A 23,741-nucleotide genomic window follows, 5' to 3' on the forward strand; every position below is an offset into this window, starting at 1 on the left:
CCGGTTGAATGTTCCCAATCGGTGCTGGCATGGTGTGGGCGTGAACGTCTTACGTGACCACGACTTCCGGCGGCTCTTCCTCGCCGACACCGCCAGCCAGGTCGGCACCCAGGTGCTCGTCCTCGCCCTGCCCCTGGTCGCGGTGTCGGCCCTGCACGCCTCCGAGTTCGAGGTGGGCCTGCTCGCCGCCTGCCAGACGCTCGCGTTCGTGCTGATCGGCCTGCCCGCAGGAGCCGTCGTCGACCGGATGCGCAAGCGCGTCGTCATGGTCGTCGCCGACTGGGGGCGGGCCGCCGCGCTCGTGTCCGTGCCGGTCGCCTGGTGGCTGGACGTGCTGACGATCCCCCAGCTGTACGTCGTGGCACTGGCGCTCGGCGTCTTCACCGTGTTCTTCGACGTGGCGTACCAGAGCTACCTGCCGCACCTGGTCGGGCGGGACAAGCTCGTCGCGGGCAACTCCGCGCTGGAGGTCGTGCGTACGGTGGCCCAGCTCGGCGGGCCCGGCGCCGGCGGCTACCTGATCCAGTTCCTCACAGCGCCGTTCGCGCTGATCGCCACCGTGGTCGGCTTCGCCTGGTCGGCGCTGTGCCTCGGGACGATCAAGAAGCACGAGGTCCGCCAGGAGCCGCGCCGCGGCAACCTGGGCAAGGAGATCGCCGAAGGCGTCAGGTTCGTCTTCGGGCACACGCTGCTGCGCCGCATCGCGGCCTGCACCGCCACGGGCAACATGTTCGGCGCGATGGCCCACCCGATGATCCTGCTGCTGCTGGCCCGCGAACTCGAACTCGCCGCGGGCACCATCGGCCTGCTCATGGCCGCCGGCGGCATCGGCGGGCTGGCCGGCGCGCTGGTCAACGCCAGGGTCGCCAGGTGGCTCGGGCAGGGGCCCACGATGTGGCTGTTCGCGCTGATGCCCGCCCCTCTGTCGTTCGCGCTGCCCTGGATGGAGGCCGACTGGCGGCTGTCGCTGTACGTCCTGGGCGAGTTCGTCATGGGGGCGAGCATCGTCATCTACAACGTCACCCAGCTCAGCTTCCGCCAGGCCATCACGCCCGAGCCGCTGCTCGGGCGGATGAACGCCACGATGCGCTTCGTCGTCTGGGGCACCCTGCCGCTCGGCGGGGTGATCGGTGGCGTGCTGGGCGAGGTGATCGGCATCAGGAACACCCTGCTGGTCACCGCGTTCGGCGGCTGCCTGGGCTTCCTGTGGCTGGTCACCTCACCCATGCGGACGATGCGCGAGCTGCCGGTACCCCAGACCGCCGATCAGTAGTCGCAGACCCCGGTGGGGAAGATCTGCTTCAGCCGGGCGCGCTCGGCGGACGTGGGCTTCCAGGCGCCGTACAGGCCCTTGGTGATGGCCCGCTCGACCGGCTGCAGCTTGCACGCGTAGACGCCGCCCTCGATCGGGCCGCCCGCGACGATGCGGGAGGTCGAGTAGAGCGGGAAGTAACGCGTGCACGCGCCGGGGGCGCGGTCGTTGAGGACGCCGTCCCAGACGCGCGGGCCTGACGCGATGGGCGTGCCGTCGGTGGCGAAGCAGCGGTCGACCGCCTCGGGCGGCTTGTTGCCCGCCACGCCGCGCTCCGGGTGCTTCCTCAGGTTCGCCATCCAGGCGTCGATCACCTGCAGCGCCTGCGGCGTCTGGTCGAACTCCTCGCCGTTCGGGCGGGCGTCGGTGAACCAGATGACCTGGTTGCCGGCGTCGCCGTCATGGTCGAGCATCCGCTTGCGCGACGCGAACGACTGGTGGGCGTTGTGCATGTCGAGCTGCTCTTCCAGGTAGTGGCGCCAGTCGATGATCGGGATGTCGATGTCGCCGCGGAACACCAGGCCGCTGCGCTCCACGTTCCTGATCGCGATCGGGTCGGGCGCGCGCCTCGGTGCCGGGTCGCCCAGGTTCATGTTGCGGGTGCTCCACGGGTCGAGGTCCGCCGGGCACGCCGTCTGCACGAACGGGCAGCCCTCCTGGACCATCTCGGAGGCGTCCTTCCAGGAGCCGACCTTGGCGTTGACGTCGAGGAACTCCGCCGGGGTGAGCACGCCGTCCCGCAGCGCCTTCAGGCCGTACTGGACGCCCACGTTGCCCCATGTCGAGCGGGCGTAGCCGGCCTTGTCCTCGCCGTAGACGTTGCGCGCGTCGTCCCAGTGCGTCCACTCCACCGTGTCCTTGACGCCCGGCGGGTCCATGAGCGCCCACTCGGGGTCGTTGTTCGAGGTCCACAGCGGGTTCATGGTGAGCGGGGTCAGGCCGCGCCACCCGTTCACGCACTCGTCCGAGCCAGGCGTGCCGGTGTAGGGGTTGGGGACGGTCTCGCTCGCGTTCATGCCGATGAGGGCCGTACGGTCCTCCCAGCGCGCCCAGCGGGGATTTCCGTCCATGTACCGTTCGAGCAGCTCACAGTCGCCCACGTGAATGGTCTGGGTGACCATGTCCGGGTACGAGTACTGCGGGATGGCGGCGTCGATCACCCTGTCGCCGTAGTTCTGGCCGTAGACGTACTGCTGGATGGCTCCGCCAGAGCCGCCCACGCCCACCGTGTACAGCGGCACGCCGTACTGCTCGATGAAGCGTTCCTTCAGCATGAGCGCCGTCTCGCCGCCCAGGATCAGGTTGTAGTGGGTGGAGGTGCGGGTGCCCGAGGAGTGCAGGATCGCGTAGCCCTTGCCCAGCCCGTACGGGTCCAGCGCGCCGCCTCCGAGGGTGCCCTGGTTGTGGCCGATCGCCACACCGCCGTCGAACCGGTAGATCGCCCGGCCGTTCCAGCCGTCCTCGATCATGGCGATCGAGTAGAGGAAGCGGTTGATGACGCCGCGCTCGCGGCGTACCACGAAGTCGACGGTACGGCCGTTCAGCAGCGTGGTCGTCGACATGTCGGCCGGACGGTCGGCCGGCATGGGCTTGAACGTGCCGTCCGTGGAGCGGTAGAGGCGGTCGGTCACCGTGGGGGCGAAGCAGTCGCGGCTCCAGCCGCCCTCGACCCGCATGCCCTGGCCGTCCTGGTTGTCGGCGACGGGCGGGCCGAGGCCGCTGCGCTCGGTCTTGCACACGAACGGCTGCTGGTGCGGACCCGAGAAGATCGGCCCCTCGGTGGGGTGGTTGCGCACCTTCAGGTTCTGCCGGGACGGGCCCGCGACGGCGGTGATCGTGTTGTTCCCGACGGTGAGGCCGGTGACCAGGCCCTGCAGGGCGTCACCGGACTTCGTGAACGCGGAGGTGACGTCCTCGCCGTTGCGCAGGACCTTGATCTTCTGGTTCTTGTGGCCGCGGGTCTGCCGGACCCTGACCAGGGCGTCGCCGCCGCTGACCTGGTCGGGACGGCTGGAGAGCACCTCCACGGTCAGGGGGGCGCCGGAGGCGTGGGCAGGGGAGGGGGCGATGGTGAGGGATGTCAGCATGATGAGGACTGCCAGGGCCTTCATGACCTTGACGGTGACACGCGTTAACGATGTTGCACAGACCCGATCTTTCTGGGGTGAGGGGTCGGTAAGTGGTGCATATGTCTCTGCTTCGGTGTGCCGTGGGACGGCTCATGCGCAGAATAGGGTCGCCCGGTGTCCGACGGCGCTTCGCTTCGCGCACGGATGGCAGCCCTCGACCGGGCGCGGTCGCACGGAGGCCGCAGTGTGGTCGGCGGATGCTGTCCTCAAGGTCTGAGGGCGTGGTCGGCGGGGGCTGTCCTCAAGGGTCTCAAGGCGGATTCGGCGGGGGCAGACCTCAATGCCTCAGGACGTGTTCGGCGAGGGCAGACCTCAATCCCTCAGGACGGGGGACGTCCGGGGTGAAATGCCCGGATGCTGGGGCTCTTGGCTCAAGGCGGCGGTTCCAGATTGACGCTCTGAGCTGACCGGCTCGATATCCGCGCGCATCCTGGGCGCGGACATGCCAGTCTTGAACACGTGCTGTCCGACCGCCCCACCAAGCTCGTCCCGCCCGTGCTGGCCAAGATGGCCGCGTGGTGCGGGTGCCTGATCCTGCTCGGCGTGGTCGTCAACTACTCCGCCCAGGTCATCGCCCGGCTCTCGTTCGTGGCGCTGCCCGTGGCGATCGCGCTGCTGCTCACCGCCCTGCTGTACCCGTTGACCAGAAGCCTGCGCAACGCGGGCATGCGGCCCATCTACGCGACCTGGCTCACCATGTTGGTGGCACTCGCCGTGCTCGTCGGCACGGGGTGGCTGGTTGGCGCGCGGGCCAGCGAAGAGTTCCCCAACCTGGTCAACCAGGTGCAGGCGACGGCGAGGTCCGTCCAGGAGTGGCTGATCACCGGGCCGCTGCACCTCCAGCAGGCGCAGATCACCGGCTACGTCGACGAGGTCATCGCCCTGGTCAACGCCCAGCGTACGGCGATCACCGGCACCGTGCTGTCGGCCGGAGCGGTGGCCGTCGAGGTGCTCGCGTCCATCGTGCTGCTGCTTTTCGTCACCTTCTTCCTGCTCAAGGACGGCGAGCGCATCTGGTCGTGGTTCCTGAGGGCGTTCGGCAGGGTGGCCCCGCGGGTCGACCGTGCGGGGCGGGCCGCCTGGAGCACGCTCTCCCACTACGTCCAGGGCACCGTCGCGGTGGCCGCCGTGCACGGCCTGATCATGGGCATCGTGCTGGCCGGGATGGGGGTCCCGCTGTGGGCGCCGCTGGCCGTGCTCATCTTCCTGGCCAGCTTCATCCCCATCGTCGGCATCTTCTTCGCCGGCACGGTCGCGACCCTCGTCACACTGGGCGCCAAGGGCCTCGTCTACGCGCTGATCTTCCTCGGCATCCTCATCGTCGAGCAGCAGTTGGAGAACCACGTGCTCCAGCCGCTGATCGTGGGGCGCGCGCTCCACTTCCACCCGCTGGCGATCATCCTCGTGCTGGCCGTCGGCGGCATCCTCGCCGGCATCGCGGGCGCGGCGGTCGCCGTCCCGGTGGCGGCGGTGCTCTACCGGGCGCTCCCTGAGCTGCGTCACAAACCTCCGGAACTGCCACCGGGTCACGACGAACCTCCCGGCGCGGGCACCAACCACCCCAGCACCCCCTCCGGCGACGCCGGCCACCGCGACACCGCCCCCGACACTCCCACGGGCCCGTCCACGCCCGGCGGCGGCGAACGTCCGTCCGCGTCCGGCAGTGCGGACCGCGCGGACGCGTCCGGTAGTGGGGGACGCGCGGACGCGTCCGGTAGTGGGGGACGCGCGGACGCGTCCGGTGTTGAGAAGCATGCGGACGCGTTCGGCGCAGAGGCCGCACGCTCGACCGATCACGACCCGCACGGCGGACCCTTCACCCAGGCCGGGGAACCGGGAGCGGAGGGTCTGCCGCGATCGGCGCCGAGCGCGGCAGTGCCGTCCCCGCGCGACGAACCACCTGCCTGACCCGACGCGGCCGCGCCATCACGCGCGCGGCGGCGCGTCCGGCTCTGCGGCGCTGGGCGATGACGAAACCTTGTCGCTCCGAGTGGGGGCGTCAAGGGGAAACCTCGTCGCTTCGGGTGGGGGTGTCAGGGGGGAAACCTCGTCGCTTCGGGTGGGAGCGTCAGAGGGGAAACCTTGTCGCTTCGGGTGGGGCGGCAGCGAGTAACCTCGTCACCCGTGACGCGTTCCTCCCTCACCACGCCGCCGCCCGGCGCGGTCGTGCCCGCGGCGCATCCCGGCGCGCCGGCGCCTGGCGCCACCCTCGCCTCCCACTACAGCCGCTGCTTCGGATGCGGCTCCGACCACCCCACCGGCCTGCACCTCACGGCCAGGACCCCCGACGGCACCACGGTCGAGGCCGAGTTCACGGTGGGGGAGGCACACCAGGGCGCGCCACGGCTCGCGCACGGCGGGGTGCTGTCCGCCGCCATGGATGAGGTCATCGGAATGTCCGTCTACCTCTTCCGCAAGCCCTATGTCACGGGACGCCTGGAGACCGACTACCTTCTCCCTGTCCCCGTGGGCACGACACTCCACCTGCGTGCCTGGTGCAACGGCATCATGGGCAGGAAAGCGTACCTTGAGGCTGAGGGACGTGTCGGCGCGCCGGACGGTCCGGTCGCCGTCCGCGCGGCGGCGTTGTTCATCGAGGTGGACATGGCACACTTCGCCAAGCACGGCGATCTCGCCGTCATCACCGCCGAACACCACGACTACGAGGTGAATCTTGAGCGACGTAGAGGTGCTGATCCAGCGGCTCGATCCTGAGCTGCCGACCCCGTCGTACGCCCATCCGGGGGACGCGGGAGCCGACCTGTACGCCGCCGAGGACGTCGAGCTGATGCCGGGCGAACGCGCGGTCGTCGGCACCGGGCTGGCCATCGCGCTGCCCGAGGGCTACGCCGCGTTCGTGCACCCGCGTTCCGGGCTGGCGGCGCGCCACGGCGTCACGCTGGTCAACGCCCCCGGCACGGTCGACGCCGGCTACCGGGGCGAGATCAAGGTGACGCTGATCAACACCGACGCCAAGGAGCCGTTCCGGCTCCGGCGGGGCGACCGGGTGGCGCAGCTGGTCGTCCAGCGGGTCGAGCGCGTGAGCTTCGCGCAGGTCGTCGACCTGCCCGAGTCCGTACGCGGGGCCAACGGCTTCGGTTCCACAGGACGCTGACCGCCGGGCAACGGGGGCCGGAGCCGACCACTCGCGGCCCGACGAGACAACGAGGCCCCAGCGGCCACACGAACAGGGAGAGTGAGGAAAGTGTTCCGACGTCGTCGTCGCGAGCAGCCGGCGCAGGTGGCCGAGCAGCCGCAGGCCGCCCCCAGGCGCGAGTCCGGCCCGTGGGACGCCGACGAGCCCCACCCCGACACCGACAGGACCGACCTCGGCGGTCTGCGGCTGCCGCACAACCCCGACTTCGACGTACGCCTGGCCTCGGTCGGCGACCTGCATGTCGGCGTGGTCGTCCTGAACGGGGAGAGCACGATGCAACTGCAGGCCGTCGCCGCGCCGCGCAGCTCTGGGCTGTGGGACGAGATCACGACCAAGATCGTCGGTCAGGTCGGGCAGCTGCGGGAACAGGAGGGCCCGTTCGGCAGCGAGTTGGTCGGCGAGATGCCGGTCGAGGGCGGCACCCGTTCGGCTCGCTACATCGGCATCGACGGTCCGCGCTGGTGCCTGATCGCGGTGATGGCCGGCCCGGCCGCGCGGGACGAGGCGGTGGCGGCGCCGTTCATCGACATCATCAAGGACACCGTGGTCGTGCGCGGCGACGAGCCGATGGCCCGTGAGGAGCCCATCCCGCTGCGCCGTCCCAACGATCAGCAGGACGACCACGCCGACGACCAGTCGGGTCTCAACCCGTTCCGGCGGGGGCCCGAGATCAGCGAGATACGCTGAGCGCCGACTTCACATAGGCTGAGTCATCATGAGTACGGCAGAGCCCCACAAACGTGGGGGATTGCGTGGGTTCTTCAGTCGGCTGGCCTCCCCCCAGTCCGAGATCGAGGCCCAGGAGCTGCGTGAGGACGCCGACGAGGTCGGCGCCACCCCCATCGTCAGGTGCGGCGGGCGTCAGCGCTTCTGCGTGGCCGGTACGCTACGTACAGTGACCTTGCGTCCGCGTGGCGGAGCCCCCGCCCTGGAGGCCGAGCTCTACGACGGATCCGACGTGATCGATCTCGTCTGGCTCGGCCGCCGCAGGATCGCGGGCATCGAGCCCGGCCGTACGGTCAAGGCCGAGGGCCTGGTGAGCATGCAGGACGGCCGCAAGGTGATGTTCAATCCGCGTTACGAGCTACGACCCGGGAGTTGATCAGGTGAGCGCTGAGGCGGAAGAGGTCGCCCACGACACCGTCGAGGCCGCCGTGCGAGCCCAGCTCGCCAAGGCCTTCGGCGGCGTGCGGGGCATCATCGAGGCGGCGGTCCCGACGATCGCGTTCACGCTCTCGTGGGTCATCACCCAAGACCTGAAGACGTCGCTCGTCATCAGCATCTCGCTGTCGGTGCTCCTGCTGCTGGTACGGGTGCTGCAGCGGTCGACGCCGCAGTTCGTGATCAACAGCCTCATCGGCATCGCGATCGGCGCGTTCTTCGCAAGCCGTACGGGCGACGCGAAAGATTACTTCCTGCCCGGCATCCTCTACAACGCCGGTTACATGGTGGCGATGCTGCTGTCGGTCGTCGTCCGATGGCCGGTGGTGGGCTTCCTGATCGGCTCGGTCACGGGCGACCCGACGGGGTGGCGTAAAGACCCGGGCGTGGTGAAGCTGTGCGTGCGGCTGACCTGGCTGCTCATGCTGCCGTGCGCGGTGCGGGTGGCCGTCCAGGGGCCGGTGTACCTGTTCGGCGGCGGCGACCAGGCGGTGGCGGCGCTCGGGTTCGCCAAGATCGTCATGGGCTGGCCGCTGCAGGTGGCGGCGCTCGGGGCCATGCTGTGGGTGCTCGGCCGCGGCCGCACTCCGATGAAGCCTCCGGTCGCCCCGGCCTGACCTTCGGCCCTCGCCCTTTCGACCCCGGTCCGCGTTCGTCGCGGTCGGGGTCGAATGCTGGGGTGTGGCCTCACGTTCTGCCGTCGCCTCCGGGGCCCGGTGGCGATGCGGGAATGTTCACCGACGGGCTGCCCTGGCCTTCGTGCCGACGCCGCCGAACAGGGCGAGGCCGCTCACGATGATCCGCGGCGTCGCCCGCCCGCTGCGGACGGCGCTCCTGTCGAACACGCCGAACAGGCCGAATCCCCTGACCTCGACCTCCACGTCGTCGGGCACGACAACCGCCGTGTACCCCCACAGGGCGAAGGCGCGCACCCGGATCTCCTGACTGGCGAATCGGGCGTCGCGCAGGTCGACCTCGCCGCCGCCGAACACCGACAACGACGTGAACACGCGCGGGGCGACCCAGCGGCCCTTTCGGCTGAACCAGCCGAACACGCTGATGGCGAAGCGGGAGGTGGGCTCGTCCCGCACCACCAGCGAGTCCGTCCTGGCCGGTTCGGGAAGGCCGCGGACCGCGTGCGCGAGCTCGCCCTGGGTCCTGGCCTCGTAGATCTCGGTCAGCCGCTGGTCCAGCTCGGTCAGCTCGATCCGGCCCGCGGCGGTGGCCTCCTGGAGCCGCCGGGCCGCCCGGTCGCGGTCCTCGGCGGAGGGGCGCACCTGCTGCTGGGCCGGGGTGAGGTCGGGGTGCTCGGCCATGCTCTTGGTCCTGTCCGTTCGATCGGCGGGGCTTGACCATTATTCTCCACATGGAGAACAAGTGTGCCGGGCGGGCAGGATGCGGGTGAGCAGGGTGGACTCAGCCGGCCGGCTCCAGCCCGGACTCCTCCACCATGTGGGCGCCCATCATGCGCGCGAGCTGGGTACGGAACTCCGCCGCGTGCACCGGGTCGTCCGGATCGTGGTTCATGCCCGCCAGCCACGACCGGCCGCCGATGGCGAACCCGTACGCGGCCGACAACCCGATCAGCGCCACCGCCTCGATGCGCGACCTGCTGGGAACGGGCCGCCCCGCGAGCGCGTCACGGATCCCGGCCTCGATCGTGTCGATCAGCTCCATCAGCTCCGGCCGCGCAGCGCCCTGGTAGTCGGCGTGCATCTCGGCCCAGACGAACAGGCGCAGGTAACGCTCGTCCGCCAGGGTGTCGAACACCACGTCCAGGATCCCCGCTGCGGTGGGTACGCCGTCCTCGGCCCGGATGCGTTCGCGGACCCGCGCTTCGATACGGTCGTTCTCGACGCGCAACACCTCCCTGACCAGGGCTGCATAGGTGCCGAAGTAGTGGGACACGAGCCCATGGGCGACACCGGCGGCCTCGGCGATCTGCCTCAGGCTGACGTTGTCCGGACCCCGTTGCCCGATCAGCTCGGCGGCCGCCGCCAGCAGCTCGGCGCGTGATTCCGCGGGGTCGCGCCTGCGTCTGGGTGCCATGACGGGCATTTTATTGTCCACTGGACAACAGACGTGGAGCTCGTCTCGATGCCCTCCAAGGGCCGCCGCAGGTCAGGCCGTGGGGAATGTCGTCCTTGTATACCGCCGCGTAGCCGTGGCATCGGTGCTCAGCCAGGGACGTCCGACGGGCTTCGGGCCGGTGGGTAAAAAGGTTCGGGGGCAACCCTGGAGGAGTCGCGGTCCGTACACGGGTACAAGCCGGGAATCCATCGTTCACCTCGGGGACCGCTATGTACCGTTGCCTCGTCGCCGCCGTCACCATGACGGCCGCCGCCCTCCTGCTCGCCGCCGCTCCCGCGATCGCGAGCGACCGTCTCCCGTCGCGGGCCGCCGCGTGCGAGGGACGGCTGTTCACCCTGATGAAGCTGCCCGCCCCGCTGTTGAAGTCGGGCTGCGGCAGCGAGGAACCCGGCTGAAGCGTCACAGGGCCATCCCTGGCCCGCACGGTCGTGCGCCGGCCTGATCCCGGGCCCGCGCGAAAGCGCGCCGGCCTGATTTCCGGCCCGTACGAAAGCGGGCCGGTCTGATTACCAGGCCCCTGCGAAAGCGGCCGGTCTGATTCCCGGGCCCGTGCGAGAGCGGGCCGGCTCGCAATTGCGAGCCGGCGCGGTCGTGTCGCGGGCCCGGGGTGGGTCAGCTCTGGGACAGGAGGCTGGCGAGTTCCTGCTCGACCTCCTGGTTGGCGACGAACAGCAGCTCGTCGCCCGCCTCCAGCGGGTCGTCCGCCGTCGGCACCAGCACCCTGCCCTCGCGCAGGATCGCCACCAGTGCAGAGTCGACCGGCCACGGGACCGAGCCCGCCCGCTGACCCACCACCGGCGCGTCCTCGGCCAGCGTCAGCTCGACCAGGTTGGCCTGGCCCTGGCGGAACGTCATGAGCCGCACGAGGTCGCCGACGCTCACCGCCTCCTCCACCAGCGCGCTCAGCAGGCGCGGCGTCGAGACGGCCACGTCGACGCCCCACGACTCGTTGAACAGCCACTCGTTGTTGGGGTGGTTGATGCGGGCGACCACGCGCGGCACGCCGTACTCGGTCTTGGCGAGCAGCGACACCACGAGGTTGACCTTGTCGTCGCCTGAGGAGGCGACCACGACGTGGCAGTTGTTGAGCCCGGCCTCGTCGAGGGAGGCGATCTCGCAGGCGTCGGCGAGCAGCCACTCGGCGCGCGGGACGCTGTCGATCTTGATGGCGCGGGGGTCGACGTCGATGAGCAGGACCTGGTGGCCGTTCTCGAGGAGCTCCGCGGCGATGGAGCGGCCCACGGCGCCCGCTCCGGCGATGGCGACGCGCATCAGTCGTCCTCTTCCGGTGCGGCGGCGAGCACCTTGTTGACTCGGTCCATGTCGTTCTCGGCGGCGATGACGTGCAGGATGTCGCCTTCCTGCACCACGGTGTCGTCGGTGATGACCAGGGCGTCGCCCATGCGGTTGATGAACGCGGCCCGCGTCCCCGCGCGCAGTTCGAGGTCGGTCACGCGGGTGCCGATCCAGGAGGGGTTGACGGCCACCTCGGCCAGGACGACGGCGCCGGTCGGGTCGCGCCAGAGCGGCTCGGCACCCTCCGGGAGGATGCGCCTCATGATCTGGTCGGCGGTCCAGCGCACGGTCGCCACCGTCGGGATGCCCAGCCGCTGGTAGACCTCGGCGCGGCGGGGGTCGTAGATGCGGGCCACGACGTTGTCGACGCCGAACGTCTCGCGCGCCACGCGGGCGGAGATGATGTTGGAGTTGTCGCCGCTGGAGACCGCGACGAAAGCCGCCGCCGACTCGACTCCGGCTTCGGTGAGCACGCCGCGATCGAAGCCGACGCCGGTCACCCGCCGTCCGCGGAACCCGGCCCGGAGGCGGCGGAACGCCTGCGGGTCGCGGTCGATGATGGCGACGGAGTGGCCGCTGTCCTCGAGGATGTGCGCGAGGGTGGACCCCACGCGGCCGCATCCCATGATCACAATATGCATTTCCCCCCGCAACGTCGCGGATCGGCCGGTTGCTCGACACCAGTATGGCCCGACAGGACCGCGCCGGGATTGGGGCGCACGCATAGGGCTAGCATCTCGTTACGTGGCGAAGGTAACAGATCTTGTCAAACGCTTGCTCGTGGGGCGGGCCCTGCGTAGCGGGCAGCTCCACGAGCAGCTACTCCCGAAAAGGATCGCGCTGCCCGTTTTCGCGAGCGACGCGCTCTCCTCGGTCGCGTACGCGCCGCAGGAGATCCTCGTCATCCTGTCGCTCGCCGGGGTCTCGTTCTACTCCTTCAGCCCGTGGATCGCCATCGCCGTCATCGTCGTGATGCTCACGGTCGTCGCGTCGTACCGGCAGAACGTGCACGCCTACCCGAGCGGTGGCGGCGACTACGAGGTGGCCACCACCAACCTCGGCAAGAACGCCGGGCTCACCGTGGCGAGCGCGCTGCTCGTCGACTACGTGCTCACGGTCGCGGTCTCCGTCGCCAACGGCGTCGACTACGTCGGCGCCACCATCCCTTTCGTGGGGCAGCACAAGCCGGCCGTCGCCGTCGCCATCGTCGTCCTGCTCACCGTGGTCAACCTGCGCGGCATCCGCGAGTCCGGCACCGCCTTCGCCATTCCCACGTACGCGTTCATGTTCTGTGTCATCGGGCTCGTCGCCTGGGGCGGGTTCCGGCTGCTGGTGCTGAGGGAGGAGCTCCAGGCGCCGAGCGCCCACTTCACCATCGAGCCCGAGCAGACCAACCTGACCGCCTTCGCCGCTGCGTTCCTGGTGCTGCGCGCGTTCTCGACCGGTTGTGCCGCGTTGACCGGTGTCGAGGCGATCAGCAACGGCGTGCCCGCCTTCCGCAAGCCCAAGAGCAAGAACGCCGCCACGACGCTGCTCATGATGGGCCTGGTCGCGATCACCATGTTCGGTGGCATCATCGCGCTCGGCCTGGCCTCGGGCGTGAAGGTGGCCGAGCCCTCGGTGGTGGCGGAGGATTTGCTGCGGCCCGACGGCACGCCGGTCGGCCCCGGCTACTACCAGCAGCCGATCATCTCGCAGGTCACCGCCGCGGTGTTCGGCAGCGGGTCGCCGCCGTTCGTGGTGATCTCGGTGGTGACCGCGCTGATCCTCTTCCTCGCGGCGAACACCGCCTTCAACGGCTTCCCCGTGCTCGGCTCGATCCTGGCCCAGGACCGCTACCTGCCGCGCCAGCTGCACACCCGCGGCGACCGGCTGGCCTTCTCCAACGGCATCGTCATCCTGGCGGCCGGCGCCTGCCTGCTGCTGTGGGGGTTCCAGGCCGACGTGAGCCGCCTGCTCAACCTGTACATCGTCGGCGTGTTCGTCTCGTTCACCCTCAGCCAGACGGGCATGGTCATCCACTGGACCCGCCGCCTGAGGACCGAGACCGAGCTGCGGGTCCGCCACCAGATGCAGCGCTCGCGCGTGATCAACGCGTTCGGCGCCGTCATGACCGGGCTCGTGCTCATCGTGGTGCTGCTGACGAAGTTCCTCGTCGGCGCCTGGATCGTGGTGCTCGCGATGCCGGTGCTCTTCCTCATGATGAAGGGCATCAGGCGCCACTACGACAACGTCGCGACCGAGCTGGAACTGTCCGGCGAGTACGACCCGGCCATGCTGCCCGCGCGCAACCACGCGATCGTGCTGGTGTCGAAGCTGCACAAACCCACCATGCGCGCCATCGCGTACGCCCGCGCCACCCGTCCCTCGACGCTGGAGGCCATCACCGTCGGGGTGGAGGGTGAGGAGGCGGAGCGGCTGCAGGAGGAGTGGGAACGGCTCGGCATCCCGGTGCCGCTGAAGATGCTCGACTCGCCGTACCGTGAGATCACGCAGCCCATCCTCGACTACGTCAAGACCCTGCGCAGGCGCTCGCCGCGCGACGTCGTCACGGTGTTCATCCCCGAGTACGTGGTCGGCCGCTGGTGGGAGCACCTGCTGCACAACCAGAGCGCGCTGCGGCTGAAGGCCCGGCTGCTGTTCAAGCCGGGCGTCATGGTGACCAGCGTGCCCTGGCAGCTGCACTCCGCCGACCGCCTGCAGGGCCGGCCGGAGCCGTTCGCTCCAGGGGCCGTACGGCGGCCGTGGCACAGTACGGCCGGCGACGACCAGCAGATCACGAGGGGCTGATCAGAGCGCGCAGCCGTGCGGTGTCGTCGGCGCTCCAGCCGGGCGGTGCCGCCACGGCGGCCCAGCCGTCGACGATGTTGCCGCCGTAGCGGTGGCCGTGACCGGGGGAGACGTCGAGCGCGGTCGCCATGTCGGCCAGCACCTGCCAGAACGTCACCAGCGGAAACCAGTTCATCCCCGGGTTGACGCCGGGGCCGCGCTCGCCGTGCAGCCAGGCCGGCCGCTGGACGATCAGCCGGGGTGACCACCAGACGACCGGGTCGGAGGCGTTCTGCAGGTAGACCACGCGCGGGCGGGGCCACGGCCCGGGCGGCCGGGACAGGTCGGCGGGATACTGGGCGAACCTCGCGGTGCGGCCCGCGTCGTAGACCGGCCGCCACACCGGGCTGCCGCGCTCGCGTCCGGACGTGAGCTGCTGCCAGATGGGGTTGGCGTTCGGCGGGCCGATGAACAGCGCCCCGTCGGCTCGTGCGGCCAGGCCGGCCAGGTCGCCGAACGCCTCCTCCAGCTCGTACGAGCCCATGCTCTCGCCGGCGAGCACCAGGAGCGGCCGGTCGGCGGCGGGCAGCCGGGACCACCGCTCGTGCACCGCCTCGAACAGCGCCTTGCCGGTGGCCGCCGCCTTCTCCCTGTCGACCAGGAACGACACCCAGCTCGGCAGGTAGGAGTACTGCAGGGCGACCATGGCCGAGCGGCCGTTGTACAGGTATTCCAGCGTGTCGGCGATCTGCGGGTCGACCCAGCCGGTGCCGGTCGTGCCGAGGACGGCGAGCACCGGCCGCAGGAACGCGCCCGTGCGCTCCAGCTCGCGCACCGCGAGGGCCGCCTGCTCCCGCGGTGACGGGGTGCCCTGCAGGCCGACGTACACCCTGATGGGTTCGGTGGCCGGTCGCCCGGAGAAGGCGGACAGGCGGGCCGGGCGCGCGGCGGTGGCGGTGAAGCGCCGGCCCTCCCTGCCGAGGGACTCCCAGCTCACCAGTGACCCGGGCCCGCCCGACAGGCGCGTCGAGGTGGGCCTGACCACGCCGGGGTAGGTGCCCTGGTTGGCGACGGACGAGATGCCGCTCATCCGGTTCACGAACGCGCTGAACAGGACGTCGTTGGCGAACACCGCGACGAGCGCGGCCATGACGAGCACGCCGACGGCGTGACCGACGTACGCGGGGACGTACCGGTCGAGCCAGGTGATGAGCTTGCGGCCGCCCAGGCGGACGAGCCGGGCGAGGACCAGCAGGACGGCGAACAGGGCGGTGGCCATCGCCAGGATCAGCGGCGGGAACCACGTGATGCGGGTGTCCATGCCCATCAGCTCCCGCAGCTCGCGCTGCCAGTCGTAGCTGTAGGCGAGCGTCACCGTCACCAGGGTGGCGCAGCCGGCCAGCATGAGCTGCCAGGCGATGCGCCGCGCGGACTCGGAGGGCCGCCACGGGACGATGAGCCTGGCCACCGAGCCGATCGACGCCCCCACGGAGTAGCCGAGGATGCCGGTGATCGCGCCCATCACGCCCTGGTACGGCCACGAACGGGGCAGCAGCGACGGCGTGAGCGAGGCGCAGGCGAACAGCGTGGCGAGCAGCGCGCCGCCGAAACCGAGTCGCCGCCACACCACCCTTCCATCGTTCACGATCACCCAGGGTAGTGGATCAAGTGGGAGAAGTAGTTACCAAGGTCATGGCATTAGGGTGTCGGTGTGAAACAGGCATCTCTCGAGTTGACGGTTGGTCCGGTGGCCCATGGCGGCTGGTGCGTGGCGCGCCATGAGGGGCGGGTGGTGTTCGTCCGGCACGCCCTGCCCGGCGAGCGGGTGATCGCGTCCGTCACCGAGGAGACCAGCCGTTTCCTGCGGGCCGACGCGGTCGAGATCCTCGAACCGTCGCCCGACCGCGTCACGCCGCCGTGCCCCTACGCCGGGCCTGGTCGCTGCGGCGGCTGCGACTGGCAGCACGCCGGCCTGGAGGCGCAGCGGCGGCTCAAGGCGGAGGTCGTGGCCGAGCAGTTGCGGCGGCTCGCGGGCATCGAGCGCGAGGTCGTGGTGGAGGAGGTGCCGGGCGCCAAGGACGGGCTCGGCTGGCGTACGCGGGTGCAGTTCGCCGCGCTGCCCGGCGGTGAGCTGGGCTTCCGCCGTCACCGCTCGCACGACGTCGAGGTCGTCGACGCCTGCCTGATCGCCCACCCTGAGGTGGAGGCCGTCGGGGTCGAGGGCCACGTGTGGCCGGGGGCGCGGTCGGTCGAGGTCATCGCCTCCTCCGAGGGTGAGCGGGCCGTGGTCGTCGCGCCGCGGCCCCGGCGCAGCGTCACCGTGCCCGACCTGGAGGCCCCCGCCTCGATCCTGCTCGACCAGGGCAAGGGGCGTACGGTCGCGCGGCGCGGTTCAGGGCTGCTGCACGAGCAGGTCGGCGACCGGGAGTTCCGCGTCGCAGGCAGCGGGTTCTGGCAGGTGCACCCGGGGGCGGCCGTGACGCTGCTCGACGCGGTGCTGGAGTACGCGGCGCCGGAGCCGGGGGAGTGGGCGCTCGACCTCTACTGCGGGGTGGGCCTGTTCGCGGCGGGGCTGGCGGAGGCCGTGGGGCCCGAGGGGGCCGTGTTCGGGCTGGAGTCGGAGGAGGCGGCCGTCCGCGACGCCCGGGTCAACCTGCGTGACCTGCCGCAGGCGCGGGTGGAGCGCGGACGCGTGGAGGAGGCGCTCGACCGCTTCCAGATCGAGCGCGCCGACCTCGTGGTGGTCGACCCGCCGCGGGCCGGGCTGGGGCGCGAGGTGGTCGACCGGATCGCGGGGCTCGAGGCCCAGCGGATCGTGTACGTCTCCTGCGACCCGGCCACCCTCGCCCGCGACCTGGCCTGGCTGGACGAACGTGGCTACCGGCTGGCCGAACTGCGCGCCTTCGACGCCTTCCCGATGACGCACCACGTGGAGTGCGTGACCCTCCTCGTCAGGAAGTGACAACTCACCGCACCCGCTGACGCCATCCCTGGGTGGTGCCGCGCGCGGCCGTGGCGGACGGCTCGGCGGGCGCGTGGGTCGCCCACCACCTGGGCGTGGTTCCCCGCGCGTCAGTGCTTCTGCGGGTATGCGGTGGTGGGCGTCTCCTTGCGCGTGGTCATGGCGCCCTGAGCCCGTGGTGTCGCGGGGCTCAGGTGTGTGGCTGGGGTGATGGATGTCTCGTGGGTTGACATTAATCACAACGGAAATGTCCGTATTTCAGTGACAAATTTGTAACGGAACCGACAGAATGCGGGACGACGAGCGTCTCCCCGCCTCTGGAGGAACCCCCATGCGCACACCCCTTGGGGTACTCGCCGCCGTCCTCTGTCTCGCGGCCTGCGCCCCGTCCACCGGCGGCGAGGACGTCGGCGAGGTGGAACCCAAGCCGATCGCGGCGACGGAAGCGCCCACGCGGACCGACGAACCGACGCCGGCCGCCAAGTCGACGCCGGCCGAGTCGGACGACTGCCGCGTCAGCGTGACCCGGCCGGGCGTCTCCTCGCTGCGCATCGAGACCGCCGCCGTCCGCCGTGACTGCGTGCGCCCGGCCCTGCTGCGCGTCCGCGTGAAGCGCGCCGTCCCCGGCGACGACCCGGTGGTCAAGAGCGGCGCCACCCGGGAGGACCGCATCGCCCTGAAGCTGCGCTGCGAGCCGGGCACGTACTACGCCGTCGCCACCGACTACCGGGGGCGCACCGCGAGGTCGAAGGCCGTACGGCTGACCTGCGCCACCCCCGCCCCCACGCCCACTCCCACGTCCACCCCTACCCCCGCCCCGTCCGAGCCGCGTCCCGCGCGCACGACGAAGGCGCCCGAGAAGCGGGCGCCCGTCTCGTCCGTCGGCACGGCCGTGGAGAACGAGGTGGTCCGGCTGACCAACGCCGAACGCGCCAAGGGCGGCTGCGGCCCGCTCAAGCACGACGCGCGGCTGCGCGAGGCCGCCATCGGGCACTCCACCGACATGGCCGAGAACGACTACTTCGACCACACCTCCCAGGACGGCCGCGACATGACCGATCGCATCGACGCGACCGGCTTCAGCGGCTCGGCCTGGGCGGAGAACATCGCCATGGGCCAGCCCACGGCGGCGGCGGTGGTCAAGGCGTGGATGGACAGTGACGGCCACCGGGAGAACATCATGAACTGCGACCACACCCTCATCGGCGTGGGCGCGGCGAAGAACGCCGAGGGGCAGATCTACTGGACGCAGGACTTCGCCGCCCGCTAGCCCATCTCCTCCAGCGCGCGCCCCTTCGTCTCCTTGACGAACCTGGCCACGAAGACGAACGACAGCAGTGCGAACACCGCGTACGCCGCGTACGTGAGGCCGAGGTCCCAGTCGGACAGGGCCGGGAACGACACCGTGATCGCCCAGTTGGCGAACCACTGGGCGGACGCGGCGACGCCGAGCGCGGCGGCGCGGATGCGGTTGGGGAAGATCTCGCCCAGCAGCACCCAGACCACCACACCCCACGACAGCGCGAAGAACAGCACGAACAGGTTGGCCGCCACCAGCGCGATCGCGCCCTGCGGGTCCGGCAGCGAGACCTCGCCGTCGATGACCCGGGTGGCGCTGAACGCCCACGCGGCGGTGCCCAGCGAGATCGCCATCCCGGCCGAGCCGATCATGAGCAGCGGCCGGCGTCCGAGCTTGTCCACCAGCGCGATCGCGATGAACGTGCCGACGAGGTTGATGATCGAGCTGGAGAAGCTGATCAGGAGCGAGTCGCTCTGGTTGATGCCCACCGACTGCCACAGCACCGACGAGTAGTAGAAGATCACGTTGATGCCCACGAGCTGCTGGAACAGCGACAGCGCGATGCCGACCCACACGATCGGCAGCAGGCCCAGCGCCGGCCCGCGCAGGTCACGCAGCCCAGGCACCCGCTCGGTGTGCAGCACGCGCCCGATCTCGGCGACGCGCTCGTCGAGGTCCACGTAGCGGGGCTCGACCTCGGCCAGCACCTCGCGCGCCTGCTCCGGTCGTCCGGACATGACCAGGTAGCGGGGCGACTCGGGGATGGTCAGCGCGAACAGCAGGTAGACGGCGGCGGGCACGACGCAGGCGCCCAGCATCCACTGCCAGGCCTGCAGTGGCCCCAGCGCGTTGTTCACGTCGCCGCCGGCCAGCGTCGCGATCACATAGTCGACCAGCTGCGAGGCCGCGATCCCGAGGACGATGGCGAGCTGCTGGAACGAGCCCAGACGTCCCCGATAGGCGGGCGGCGCCACCTCGGCGATGTAGGCGGGCCCGAGCACGGACGCCATGCCGATCGCGAACCCCGCCAGCACCCGCCACAGCGCCAGGTCCCACAGCGCGAACGGCAGCATCTGCCCGATGGAGCTGACCGCGAACAGCAGCGCGGCCACCTGCATCGACCTGGTACGCCCCCACCGGTCGGCGAGGCCGCCCCCCGCCCACGCGCCCACGACGGAGCCGAGCAGCGCGATGGCCACCACGAACCCGATCTCCACCGACCCGGCCTGGAAGTGCCGCTGGATCCCCACCACCGCGCCGTTGATGACGGAACTGTCGTAACCGAACAGGAACCCGCCGACGGCGGCGGCCGCCGCGATGAAGACGACGTGACCGAGGTGCTCACGCCGGGTGTGCTGGGTAGCCACAAAAACGGCGACTACCCACAGGCCACATGCGTATGCGCTCGCCTACAGGCGCGGGTCGACCGGCTCCGACTCCAGCGCCAGCACCGCGAACACCGGTTCGTGCACCCGCCGCCCCGACTCGCCGTCGGCCAGCCGCGCCAGCGCCTCCAGCCCGAGCCGGTACTCGCGCAGCGCCAGAGAGCGCTTCTTGCCGAGGAAACGGCGCCGCAGCACGTCGAGGGCGTCGGTGTAGTCGGGGCCGTAGATGATGCGCAGGTACTCGCGTCCGCGGACCTTGACGCCCGGCTGCACCCGGCCGGGCACGTACGCGGCGGGCTTGACCACCATGCCCTCGCCGCCCTCGGCCGTCAGCGCCTCCCACCACACAATCGCCGCCTCGCGTGACGCGGCCGAGCCGAGCGTGACGGTGACGTGCCGGGTCCGCGTGATCAGCGGGGAGTCGAGCAGCGCCAGGGTGGACAGGTGCCAGGCGTGCGGCTCCAGCGCCGTGGCCCGCCCCTCGCAGGCGAGGATCTGGAACGGCGCCACCCGGACGCCGTCGAGACCGTCGACCGGCCAGCAGTAACGGGCGTAGGCGTCGCGGAAGAGCCCGGCGTTGTGCGACCGGTGATGGGTGCGGTCGAGCAGCGGGCCGACGTCGAGCCCACGTCCGGCCGCCGCCTCCAGCGCCGCGACCGCCTCAGGCAGGGCCGCCCGCGCCGCCGCGCCGACGGACGCGTACTGCGTACGGATCAGCTCGCCCGCTTTGGCCGACCAGGGCAGCAGCTCGCAGTCGAGCGCCACCCAGTCGGAGCCCAGCTCGGCCCACAGCGGCTCGCACGCCTCGCGCAGCCGGTCGACCAGCGGCGCCGTGTCGTCGAAGAACGGCCTGCCGGTACGGGTGTAGACGGCGCCCGACGAGCCGTCGCTCACGCCGAACCGCTCGCGCGCCACCTCCGGCGTCCTGGCCAGCACGGCGATCGCCCGCGAGCCCATGTGCTTCTCCTCGCACACGACCTCGTCCACCCCGGCCGCGGCGAACTCCTCGAACGCCTCGTGCGGGTGCTCCAGGTAACCGTCGAGCAGGGACGACTCCGGCGGCGCCATCGTCGGCGGCAGGTACAGCAGCCAGCGCGGGTCGACCGCGAACCGGCTCATGACCTCCAGCGCGGCGGCGGCGTTCTCCTCGTCGACCTTGACCGGGCCGCCGAACCTCGTCTCCACGTACCGGGTGCCGATGACGTCTGTCACGGTGAGCAGGGCGGGGTCGTGCCCGCCCGCGCCGAGCGGCCGGGACGGCTCGTACCAGACCTTCTCGGCCGGGACGTGGACGAGCTGCCGCTCCGGATAGCGCAACGCGGTCAGCCGGCCGCCGAACACCGCGCCGGTGTCGAGACAGATGGTGTTGTTGACCCATTCCGGGCGGATCGTCGGGGTGTGGCCGTAGACGACCATGGCCTTGCCGCGGTACTCCTCGGCCCACGGGTAGCGGACCGGCAGGCCGTACTCGTCGGTCTCGCCGGTGGTGTCGCCGTACAGGGCGAACGCTCGGGCGCGGCCCGAGGAGCGGCCGTGGTAGCTCTCCTTCAGCCCGGCGTGCGCGACGACCAGCCGGCCGCCGTCGAGGCGGTAGTGGCCGCGCAGGCCCGCGAGGAACGCCTGGACCCGCTCGGTGAACTCGGGCGGCTCGGCGGCGAGCTGGTCGAGCGACTCGCGCAGGCCGTGCGCGACCGTGACCTTGCGGCCCTTGAGGGCGCGCAGCAGCTTGTCCTCGTGGTTGCCGGACACGCAGATCGCGGTGCCGGCCTCGACCATGTCCATGACCAGGCGCAGCACGCCCGGCGTGTCGGGGCCGCGGTCGACCAGGTCGCCGACGAAGACCGCGGTGCGGCCCTCGGGGTGCCGCACCCCTTGCCAGCCCAGCTCGGCCAGCAGCGTCTCCAGCTCCGACCGGCAGCCGTGCACGTCGCCGACGATGTCGAACGGTCCGGTCAGGTGGGTCAGGTCGGACCACGCCTTCTCGTACGTGATCCGCGCGGCCTCGATCTCCTCGACCCCGCGCAGGACGTGCACCCGCCGGAACCCGTCGCCGGACAGGCGGGACAGGAACCGGCGCAGGTCTCTGTGCTGGCGGGCCACGACGCCCGCGCCGAAGTCGCGGTCGGGCCGGCCGGCGTTGCGCTCGACCGCGACCTCGCGCGGCACGTCCAGCACGATTGCCTCGGCAGGGACGTCGTGCCGTCTGGCCAGCTCGATCAGCCCGCGGCGGGCGGCGGACTGGACGTTGGTCGCGTCGACCACCGTGAACAGGCCCCTCGCCAGGCGCACGCCGACGATGTGGTGCAGCAGGTCGAACGCCGCAGGGGTGGCCGACTGGTCGTTCTCGTCGTCGGACACCAGACCGCGGCAGAAGTCGGACGAGATGACCTGCGTGGGCCGGAAGTGCCGGCCGGCGAACGTCGACTTGCCGCTGCCCGAGACGCCCACGAGGAGCACCAGCGAGAGCTCAGGAAGCGTGATCACGGGTGAACACTCCCATCTGGGTCGGCGGCCCCACCTCGGGGTCGTCGTCGCCGATCGGCTCGAAGGAGACCCGGTAGCCGAAGCGGTCGGCGACGGCGGTGGCCCAGGCGGCGAACTCCGCGCGGGTCCACTCGAAGCGGTGGTCGCGGTGGCGCATCCCGGTGAGGAACGGGTAGCGGACGTTGTACTCGGCGTTCGGGGTGGTCACCAGCACGTGGCGGGGAGCGGCGGCGCCGAACACGACGCGTTCGAGGGTGTCGAGGCGCGGCGGGTCGACGTGCTCGATCACCTCCATGAGCACGGCGGCGTCGTAGCCCGACAGCCGCCGGTCGGCGTAGGTGAGCGCGCCCTGGAACAGGGTGAGCCTGGCCCGCCGCGACTCGGACATGTGGTCGAGGCGCAGCTTGCGGGCGGCTGCGGCGAGGGCCATGGGGGAGACGTCCATGCCGGCGACGCGGGTGAGCCGCGGGCGGCCGAGCAGCTCGCCGAGCAGCTCGCCCCGCCCGCACCCGAGGTCGATCACGCTCGTCGCCCCGAGCGCCTCCAACCTGTCCAGCACCGCCACCCGCCGCCGCCCGCTCAACCCGCCGCCTCCACCGGGCACGGCCTCGTCGGTCGCGTGGGAAAGCGCGGGGTCGGGCGCGGCTACGTCGGCCGGGTGGGGGAGCGCGGTGTCGGGGACGGTGCCGTCCGTTGTGAGGGGACGCGCGGTGTTGGGTGCAGCCGCGTCGGTCGCAAAGGGCGGCGCGGTGTTGGGTGCGTCCTCGTCCGTTGTGCAGGGGAGCGCGGTGGCAGGGGTGTCTTCGGGGATCGCGGGGTGGAGGCGGTCCTCGAGTTCGTCGCCGAGCTCCGCCAGCCGGGCCAGGGCGGTGCGCTCCAGGGTGCGCCGTCGTCCCAGGTAGCGGCGGGTGATCAGGCCGCGGGCCGGGTGGTCGCGCAGCCAGCCGCCTCCCGCGCGTACGAGCTTGTCGACCTCGTCGGGCGCGATCCAGTAGTGCTTGGCGTCGTCGAGGACCGGCAGCAGCACGTACAGGTGGTTGAGCGCGTCGGCGACGCGCACGGAGCCGCGCAGGGTGAGCGTGACGTAGCGCGACTCGCCCCACTCGGGGAAGCGCTCGTCGAGCGGCACCGGGTGCGCGTCCACCGTCCAGCCGAGTGGCTCGAACAGCCGGTGCGCGAGCTCCGGGCCGCCCCTGCAGGGCAGCGCCGGCAGCCGCACCTCCAGCGGCAGCGGCGTGCGCGCCAGGTCGGGACGGGCATTGCAGCGGCCCGACCTGGCGGTGCGGAACACATCACCCAGCGCCACCGCCAGCAGGGAGGACGCCGCGTACGGGCGGTCGTTGACGTACTGCGACAGGCTGAAGTCGGGCGAACCCTTGCCGCGTGACCTGGCCAGCGTGATCGGGTCGACCTCCAGCAGGAGCGCCGCCGTGCAGCGCTCGGCGCCCGCCTCCGGGTAGAACACCGTCGCGGTGCCGAACGACCGGCTGAACTCCTGTACGCGCTCAGGGTGCTTGTGCAGGAGGAAGCCCAGGTCGGTGGCGGGCCCCGCACCGGTGGGCGCCGTCATGGAGATCATCAGCAGCACGCGGCCAGTCTGCCCTGGCGGCCCCAGCCATCGCCAATGATTTGTCGCCTTTGCACTGACATCCGGTCGAGCCCAGGCCCGGAAGCCGCCCGCCCGCAAACCTCGCG

20 protein-coding genes are annotated in these 23,741 nt (G+C 71.2%); 11 read left to right on the forward strand and 9 right to left on the reverse strand.

Translation table 11 applies throughout. The annotated features are described in order from the left end of the window. Positions 1 to 40: 40 nt before the first annotated feature. Positions 41 to 1,273 (forward strand): MFS transporter, encoded by a 1,233-nt coding sequence (locus BLR04_RS20685; RefSeq protein ID WP_245740379.1) that lies wholly within the window; start codon positions 41 to 43, stop codon positions 1,271 to 1,273. On the opposite strand, the gene BLR04_RS20690 is transcribed toward BLR04_RS20685, so the two are convergent. Then, positions 1,267 to 3,423: a DUF6351 family protein gene (locus BLR04_RS20690; RefSeq protein ID WP_143022120.1), complete on the reverse strand. Its 2,157-nt coding sequence runs from the start codon at positions 3,421 to 3,423 to the stop codon at positions 1,267 to 1,269. The genes BLR04_RS20685 and BLR04_RS20690 overlap by 7 nt on opposite strands. 477 nt (positions 3,424 to 3,900) lie before the next feature. Here BLR04_RS20690 and BLR04_RS20695 point away from each other — a divergent pair, with 477 nt between their 5' ends. From BLR04_RS20695 to BLR04_RS20720, 6 genes are all read left to right on the forward strand, one after another. Beyond that, the gene (locus tag BLR04_RS20695) at positions 3,901 to 5,349 is read left to right on the forward strand and encodes an AI-2E family transporter (RefSeq protein WP_245740380.1); all 1,449 of its coding nucleotides are present in this window, start codon (positions 3,901 to 3,903) and stop codon (positions 5,347 to 5,349) included. Positions 5,350 to 5,565: 216 nt separating this feature from the next. Continuing rightward, entirely contained in the window at positions 5,566 to 6,156 is a 591-nt protein-coding gene (locus BLR04_RS20700; protein WP_090767664.1) for a PaaI family thioesterase, read from the forward strand. Further along, positions 6,116 to 6,556: a dUTP diphosphatase gene (gene dut / locus BLR04_RS20705; RefSeq protein ID WP_218129092.1), complete on the forward strand. Its 441-nt coding sequence runs from the start codon at positions 6,116 to 6,118 to the stop codon at positions 6,554 to 6,556. The genes BLR04_RS20700 and dut overlap by 41 nt, the downstream gene beginning before the upstream one ends. 90 nt (positions 6,557 to 6,646) lie before the next feature. Next, positions 6,647 to 7,285, forward strand: coding sequence for a DUF3710 domain-containing protein (locus tag BLR04_RS20710; RefSeq protein WP_245740381.1), 639 nt, complete (start codon positions 6,647 to 6,649; stop codon positions 7,283 to 7,285). Positions 7,286 to 7,313: 28 nt separating this feature from the next. Then, positions 7,314 to 7,700 (forward strand): OB-fold nucleic acid binding domain-containing protein, encoded by a 387-nt coding sequence (locus BLR04_RS20715; RefSeq protein WP_090767672.1) that lies wholly within the window; start codon positions 7,314 to 7,316, stop codon positions 7,698 to 7,700. A 4-nt stretch (positions 7,701 to 7,704) separates the two neighbouring features. Then, positions 7,705 to 8,376: a DUF3159 domain-containing protein gene (locus tag BLR04_RS20720; protein ID WP_245740382.1), complete on the forward strand. Its 672-nt coding sequence runs from the start codon at positions 7,705 to 7,707 to the stop codon at positions 8,374 to 8,376. Between the two features lie 117 nt (positions 8,377 to 8,493). On the opposite strand, the gene BLR04_RS20725 is transcribed toward BLR04_RS20720, so the two are convergent. Together BLR04_RS20725 and BLR04_RS20730 are read right to left on the reverse strand one after the other, a co-directional pair. Then, positions 8,494 to 9,075, reverse strand: a complete 582-nt coding sequence (locus BLR04_RS20725; RefSeq protein ID WP_090767675.1) for a DUF1707 SHOCT-like domain-containing protein — start codon at positions 9,073 to 9,075, stop codon at positions 8,494 to 8,496. 100 nt (positions 9,076 to 9,175) lie between these two features. Continuing rightward, positions 9,176 to 9,808, reverse strand: a complete 633-nt coding sequence (locus tag BLR04_RS20730) for a TetR/AcrR family transcriptional regulator (protein ID WP_245740383.1) — start codon at positions 9,806 to 9,808, stop codon at positions 9,176 to 9,178. Positions 9,809 to 10,059: 251 nt separating this feature from the next. Here BLR04_RS20730 and BLR04_RS20735 point away from each other — a divergent pair, with 251 nt between their 5' ends. Then, positions 10,060 to 10,245 (forward strand): hypothetical protein, encoded by a 186-nt coding sequence (locus tag BLR04_RS20735; RefSeq protein WP_090767678.1) that lies wholly within the window; start codon positions 10,060 to 10,062, stop codon positions 10,243 to 10,245. A 217-nt stretch (positions 10,246 to 10,462) separates the two neighbouring features. Here the strand turns inward: BLR04_RS20735 and BLR04_RS20740 are convergent, their stop codons facing one another. Together BLR04_RS20740 and BLR04_RS20745 are read right to left on the reverse strand one after the other, a co-directional pair. Then, on the reverse strand, positions 10,463 to 11,122 hold the full coding sequence (locus BLR04_RS20740; RefSeq protein WP_090767681.1) for a potassium channel family protein: 660 nt from the start codon (positions 11,120 to 11,122) through the stop codon (positions 10,463 to 10,465). Then, complete coding sequence (locus BLR04_RS20745; RefSeq protein WP_090767683.1) at positions 11,122 to 11,787, reverse strand: potassium channel family protein; 666 nt, start codon at positions 11,785 to 11,787, stop codon at positions 11,122 to 11,124. The genes BLR04_RS20740 and BLR04_RS20745 overlap by 1 nt, the downstream gene beginning before the upstream one ends. A 103-nt stretch (positions 11,788 to 11,890) precedes the next feature. On the opposite strand from BLR04_RS20745, the gene BLR04_RS20750 reads away from it, so the two are divergent. After that, positions 11,891 to 13,936, forward strand: coding sequence for an APC family permease (locus BLR04_RS20750; protein ID WP_090767686.1), 2,046 nt, complete (start codon positions 11,891 to 11,893; stop codon positions 13,934 to 13,936). Here the strand turns inward: BLR04_RS20750 and BLR04_RS20755 are convergent. Continuing rightward, positions 13,923 to 15,560 carry an alpha/beta hydrolase gene (locus BLR04_RS20755; RefSeq protein ID WP_245740384.1) on the reverse strand — a complete coding sequence of 546 codons (1,638 nt, stop codon included), beginning with the start codon at positions 15,558 to 15,560 and terminating at the stop codon, positions 13,923 to 13,925. The genes BLR04_RS20750 and BLR04_RS20755 overlap by 14 nt on opposite strands. 66 nt (positions 15,561 to 15,626) lie before the next feature. Here BLR04_RS20755 and BLR04_RS20760 point away from each other — a divergent pair, with 66 nt between their 5' ends. Both BLR04_RS20760 and BLR04_RS20765 read left to right on the forward strand, forming a co-directional pair. Beyond that, positions 15,627 to 16,877: a class I SAM-dependent RNA methyltransferase gene (locus BLR04_RS20760; protein ID WP_090767692.1), complete on the forward strand. Its 1,251-nt coding sequence runs from the start codon at positions 15,627 to 15,629 to the stop codon at positions 16,875 to 16,877. Between the two features lie 331 nt (positions 16,878 to 17,208). Then, positions 17,209 to 18,147 (forward strand): CAP domain-containing protein, encoded by a 939-nt coding sequence (locus BLR04_RS20765; RefSeq protein ID WP_176903202.1) that lies wholly within the window; start codon positions 17,209 to 17,211, stop codon positions 18,145 to 18,147. On the opposite strand, the gene BLR04_RS20770 is transcribed toward BLR04_RS20765, so the two are convergent. From BLR04_RS20770 to BLR04_RS20780, 3 genes are read right to left on the reverse strand one after another with little or no spacing between them, the layout of a single operon-like run. Beyond that, a complete protein-coding gene (locus tag BLR04_RS20770; protein ID WP_090767697.1) occupies positions 18,144 to 19,544 on the reverse strand; it encodes a sugar porter family MFS transporter in 1,401 nt (466 codons plus the stop codon). The two genes, BLR04_RS20765 and BLR04_RS20770, sit on opposite strands and share 4 nt — an antisense overlap. A 42-nt stretch (positions 19,545 to 19,586) precedes the next feature. Continuing rightward, positions 19,587 to 22,046, reverse strand: coding sequence for a polynucleotide kinase-phosphatase (locus BLR04_RS20775; protein ID WP_090767700.1), 2,460 nt, complete (start codon positions 22,044 to 22,046; stop codon positions 19,587 to 19,589). Next, positions 22,030 to 23,625: a 3' terminal RNA ribose 2'-O-methyltransferase Hen1 gene (locus BLR04_RS20780; protein ID WP_090767819.1), complete on the reverse strand. Its 1,596-nt coding sequence runs from the start codon at positions 23,623 to 23,625 to the stop codon at positions 22,030 to 22,032. Before BLR04_RS20780 ends, BLR04_RS20775 begins: the two co-directional genes overlap by 17 nt. Positions 23,626 to 23,741 lie beyond the last annotated feature (116 nt).

Origin of the sequence: Nonomuraea maritima (assembly GCF_900100395.1) — a bacterium.
GTDB lineage: Bacteria > Actinomycetota > Actinomycetes > Streptosporangiales > Streptosporangiaceae > Nonomuraea > Nonomuraea maritima.

Excerpts from the sequence above, each read along its gene's own strand:
- BLR04_RS20740 (WP_090767681.1), bottom strand. The coding sequence starts at position 11,122 with ATGCGCGTCGCCATCGCCGGAGCGGGCGCCGTGGGCCGCTCCATCGCC.
- BLR04_RS20745 (WP_090767683.1), bottom strand. The coding sequence starts at position 11,787 with ATGCATATTGTGATCATGGGATGCGGCCGCGTGGGGTCCACCCTCGCG.
- BLR04_RS20780 (WP_090767819.1), bottom strand. The coding sequence starts at position 23,625 with ATGATCTCCATGACGGCGCCCACCGGTGCGGGGCCCGCCACCGACCTG.
- BLR04_RS20690 (WP_143022120.1), bottom strand. The coding sequence starts at position 3,423 with ATGAAGGCCCTGGCAGTCCTCATCATGCTGACATCCCTCACCATCGCC.
- BLR04_RS20715 (WP_090767672.1), top strand. The coding sequence starts at position 7,314 with ATGAGTACGGCAGAGCCCCACAAACGTGGGGGATTGCGTGGGTTCTTC.
- BLR04_RS20765 (WP_176903202.1), top strand. The coding sequence starts at position 17,209 with ATGCGCACACCCCTTGGGGTACTCGCCGCCGTCCTCTGTCTCGCGGCC.
- BLR04_RS20730 (WP_245740383.1), bottom strand. The coding sequence starts at position 9,808 with ATGGCACCCAGACGCAGGCGCGACCCCGCGGAATCACGCGCCGAGCTG.
- BLR04_RS20735 (WP_090767678.1), top strand. The coding sequence starts at position 10,060 with ATGTACCGTTGCCTCGTCGCCGCCGTCACCATGACGGCCGCCGCCCTC.
- BLR04_RS20725 (WP_090767675.1), bottom strand. The coding sequence starts at position 9,075 with ATGGCCGAGCACCCCGACCTCACCCCGGCCCAGCAGCAGGTGCGCCCC.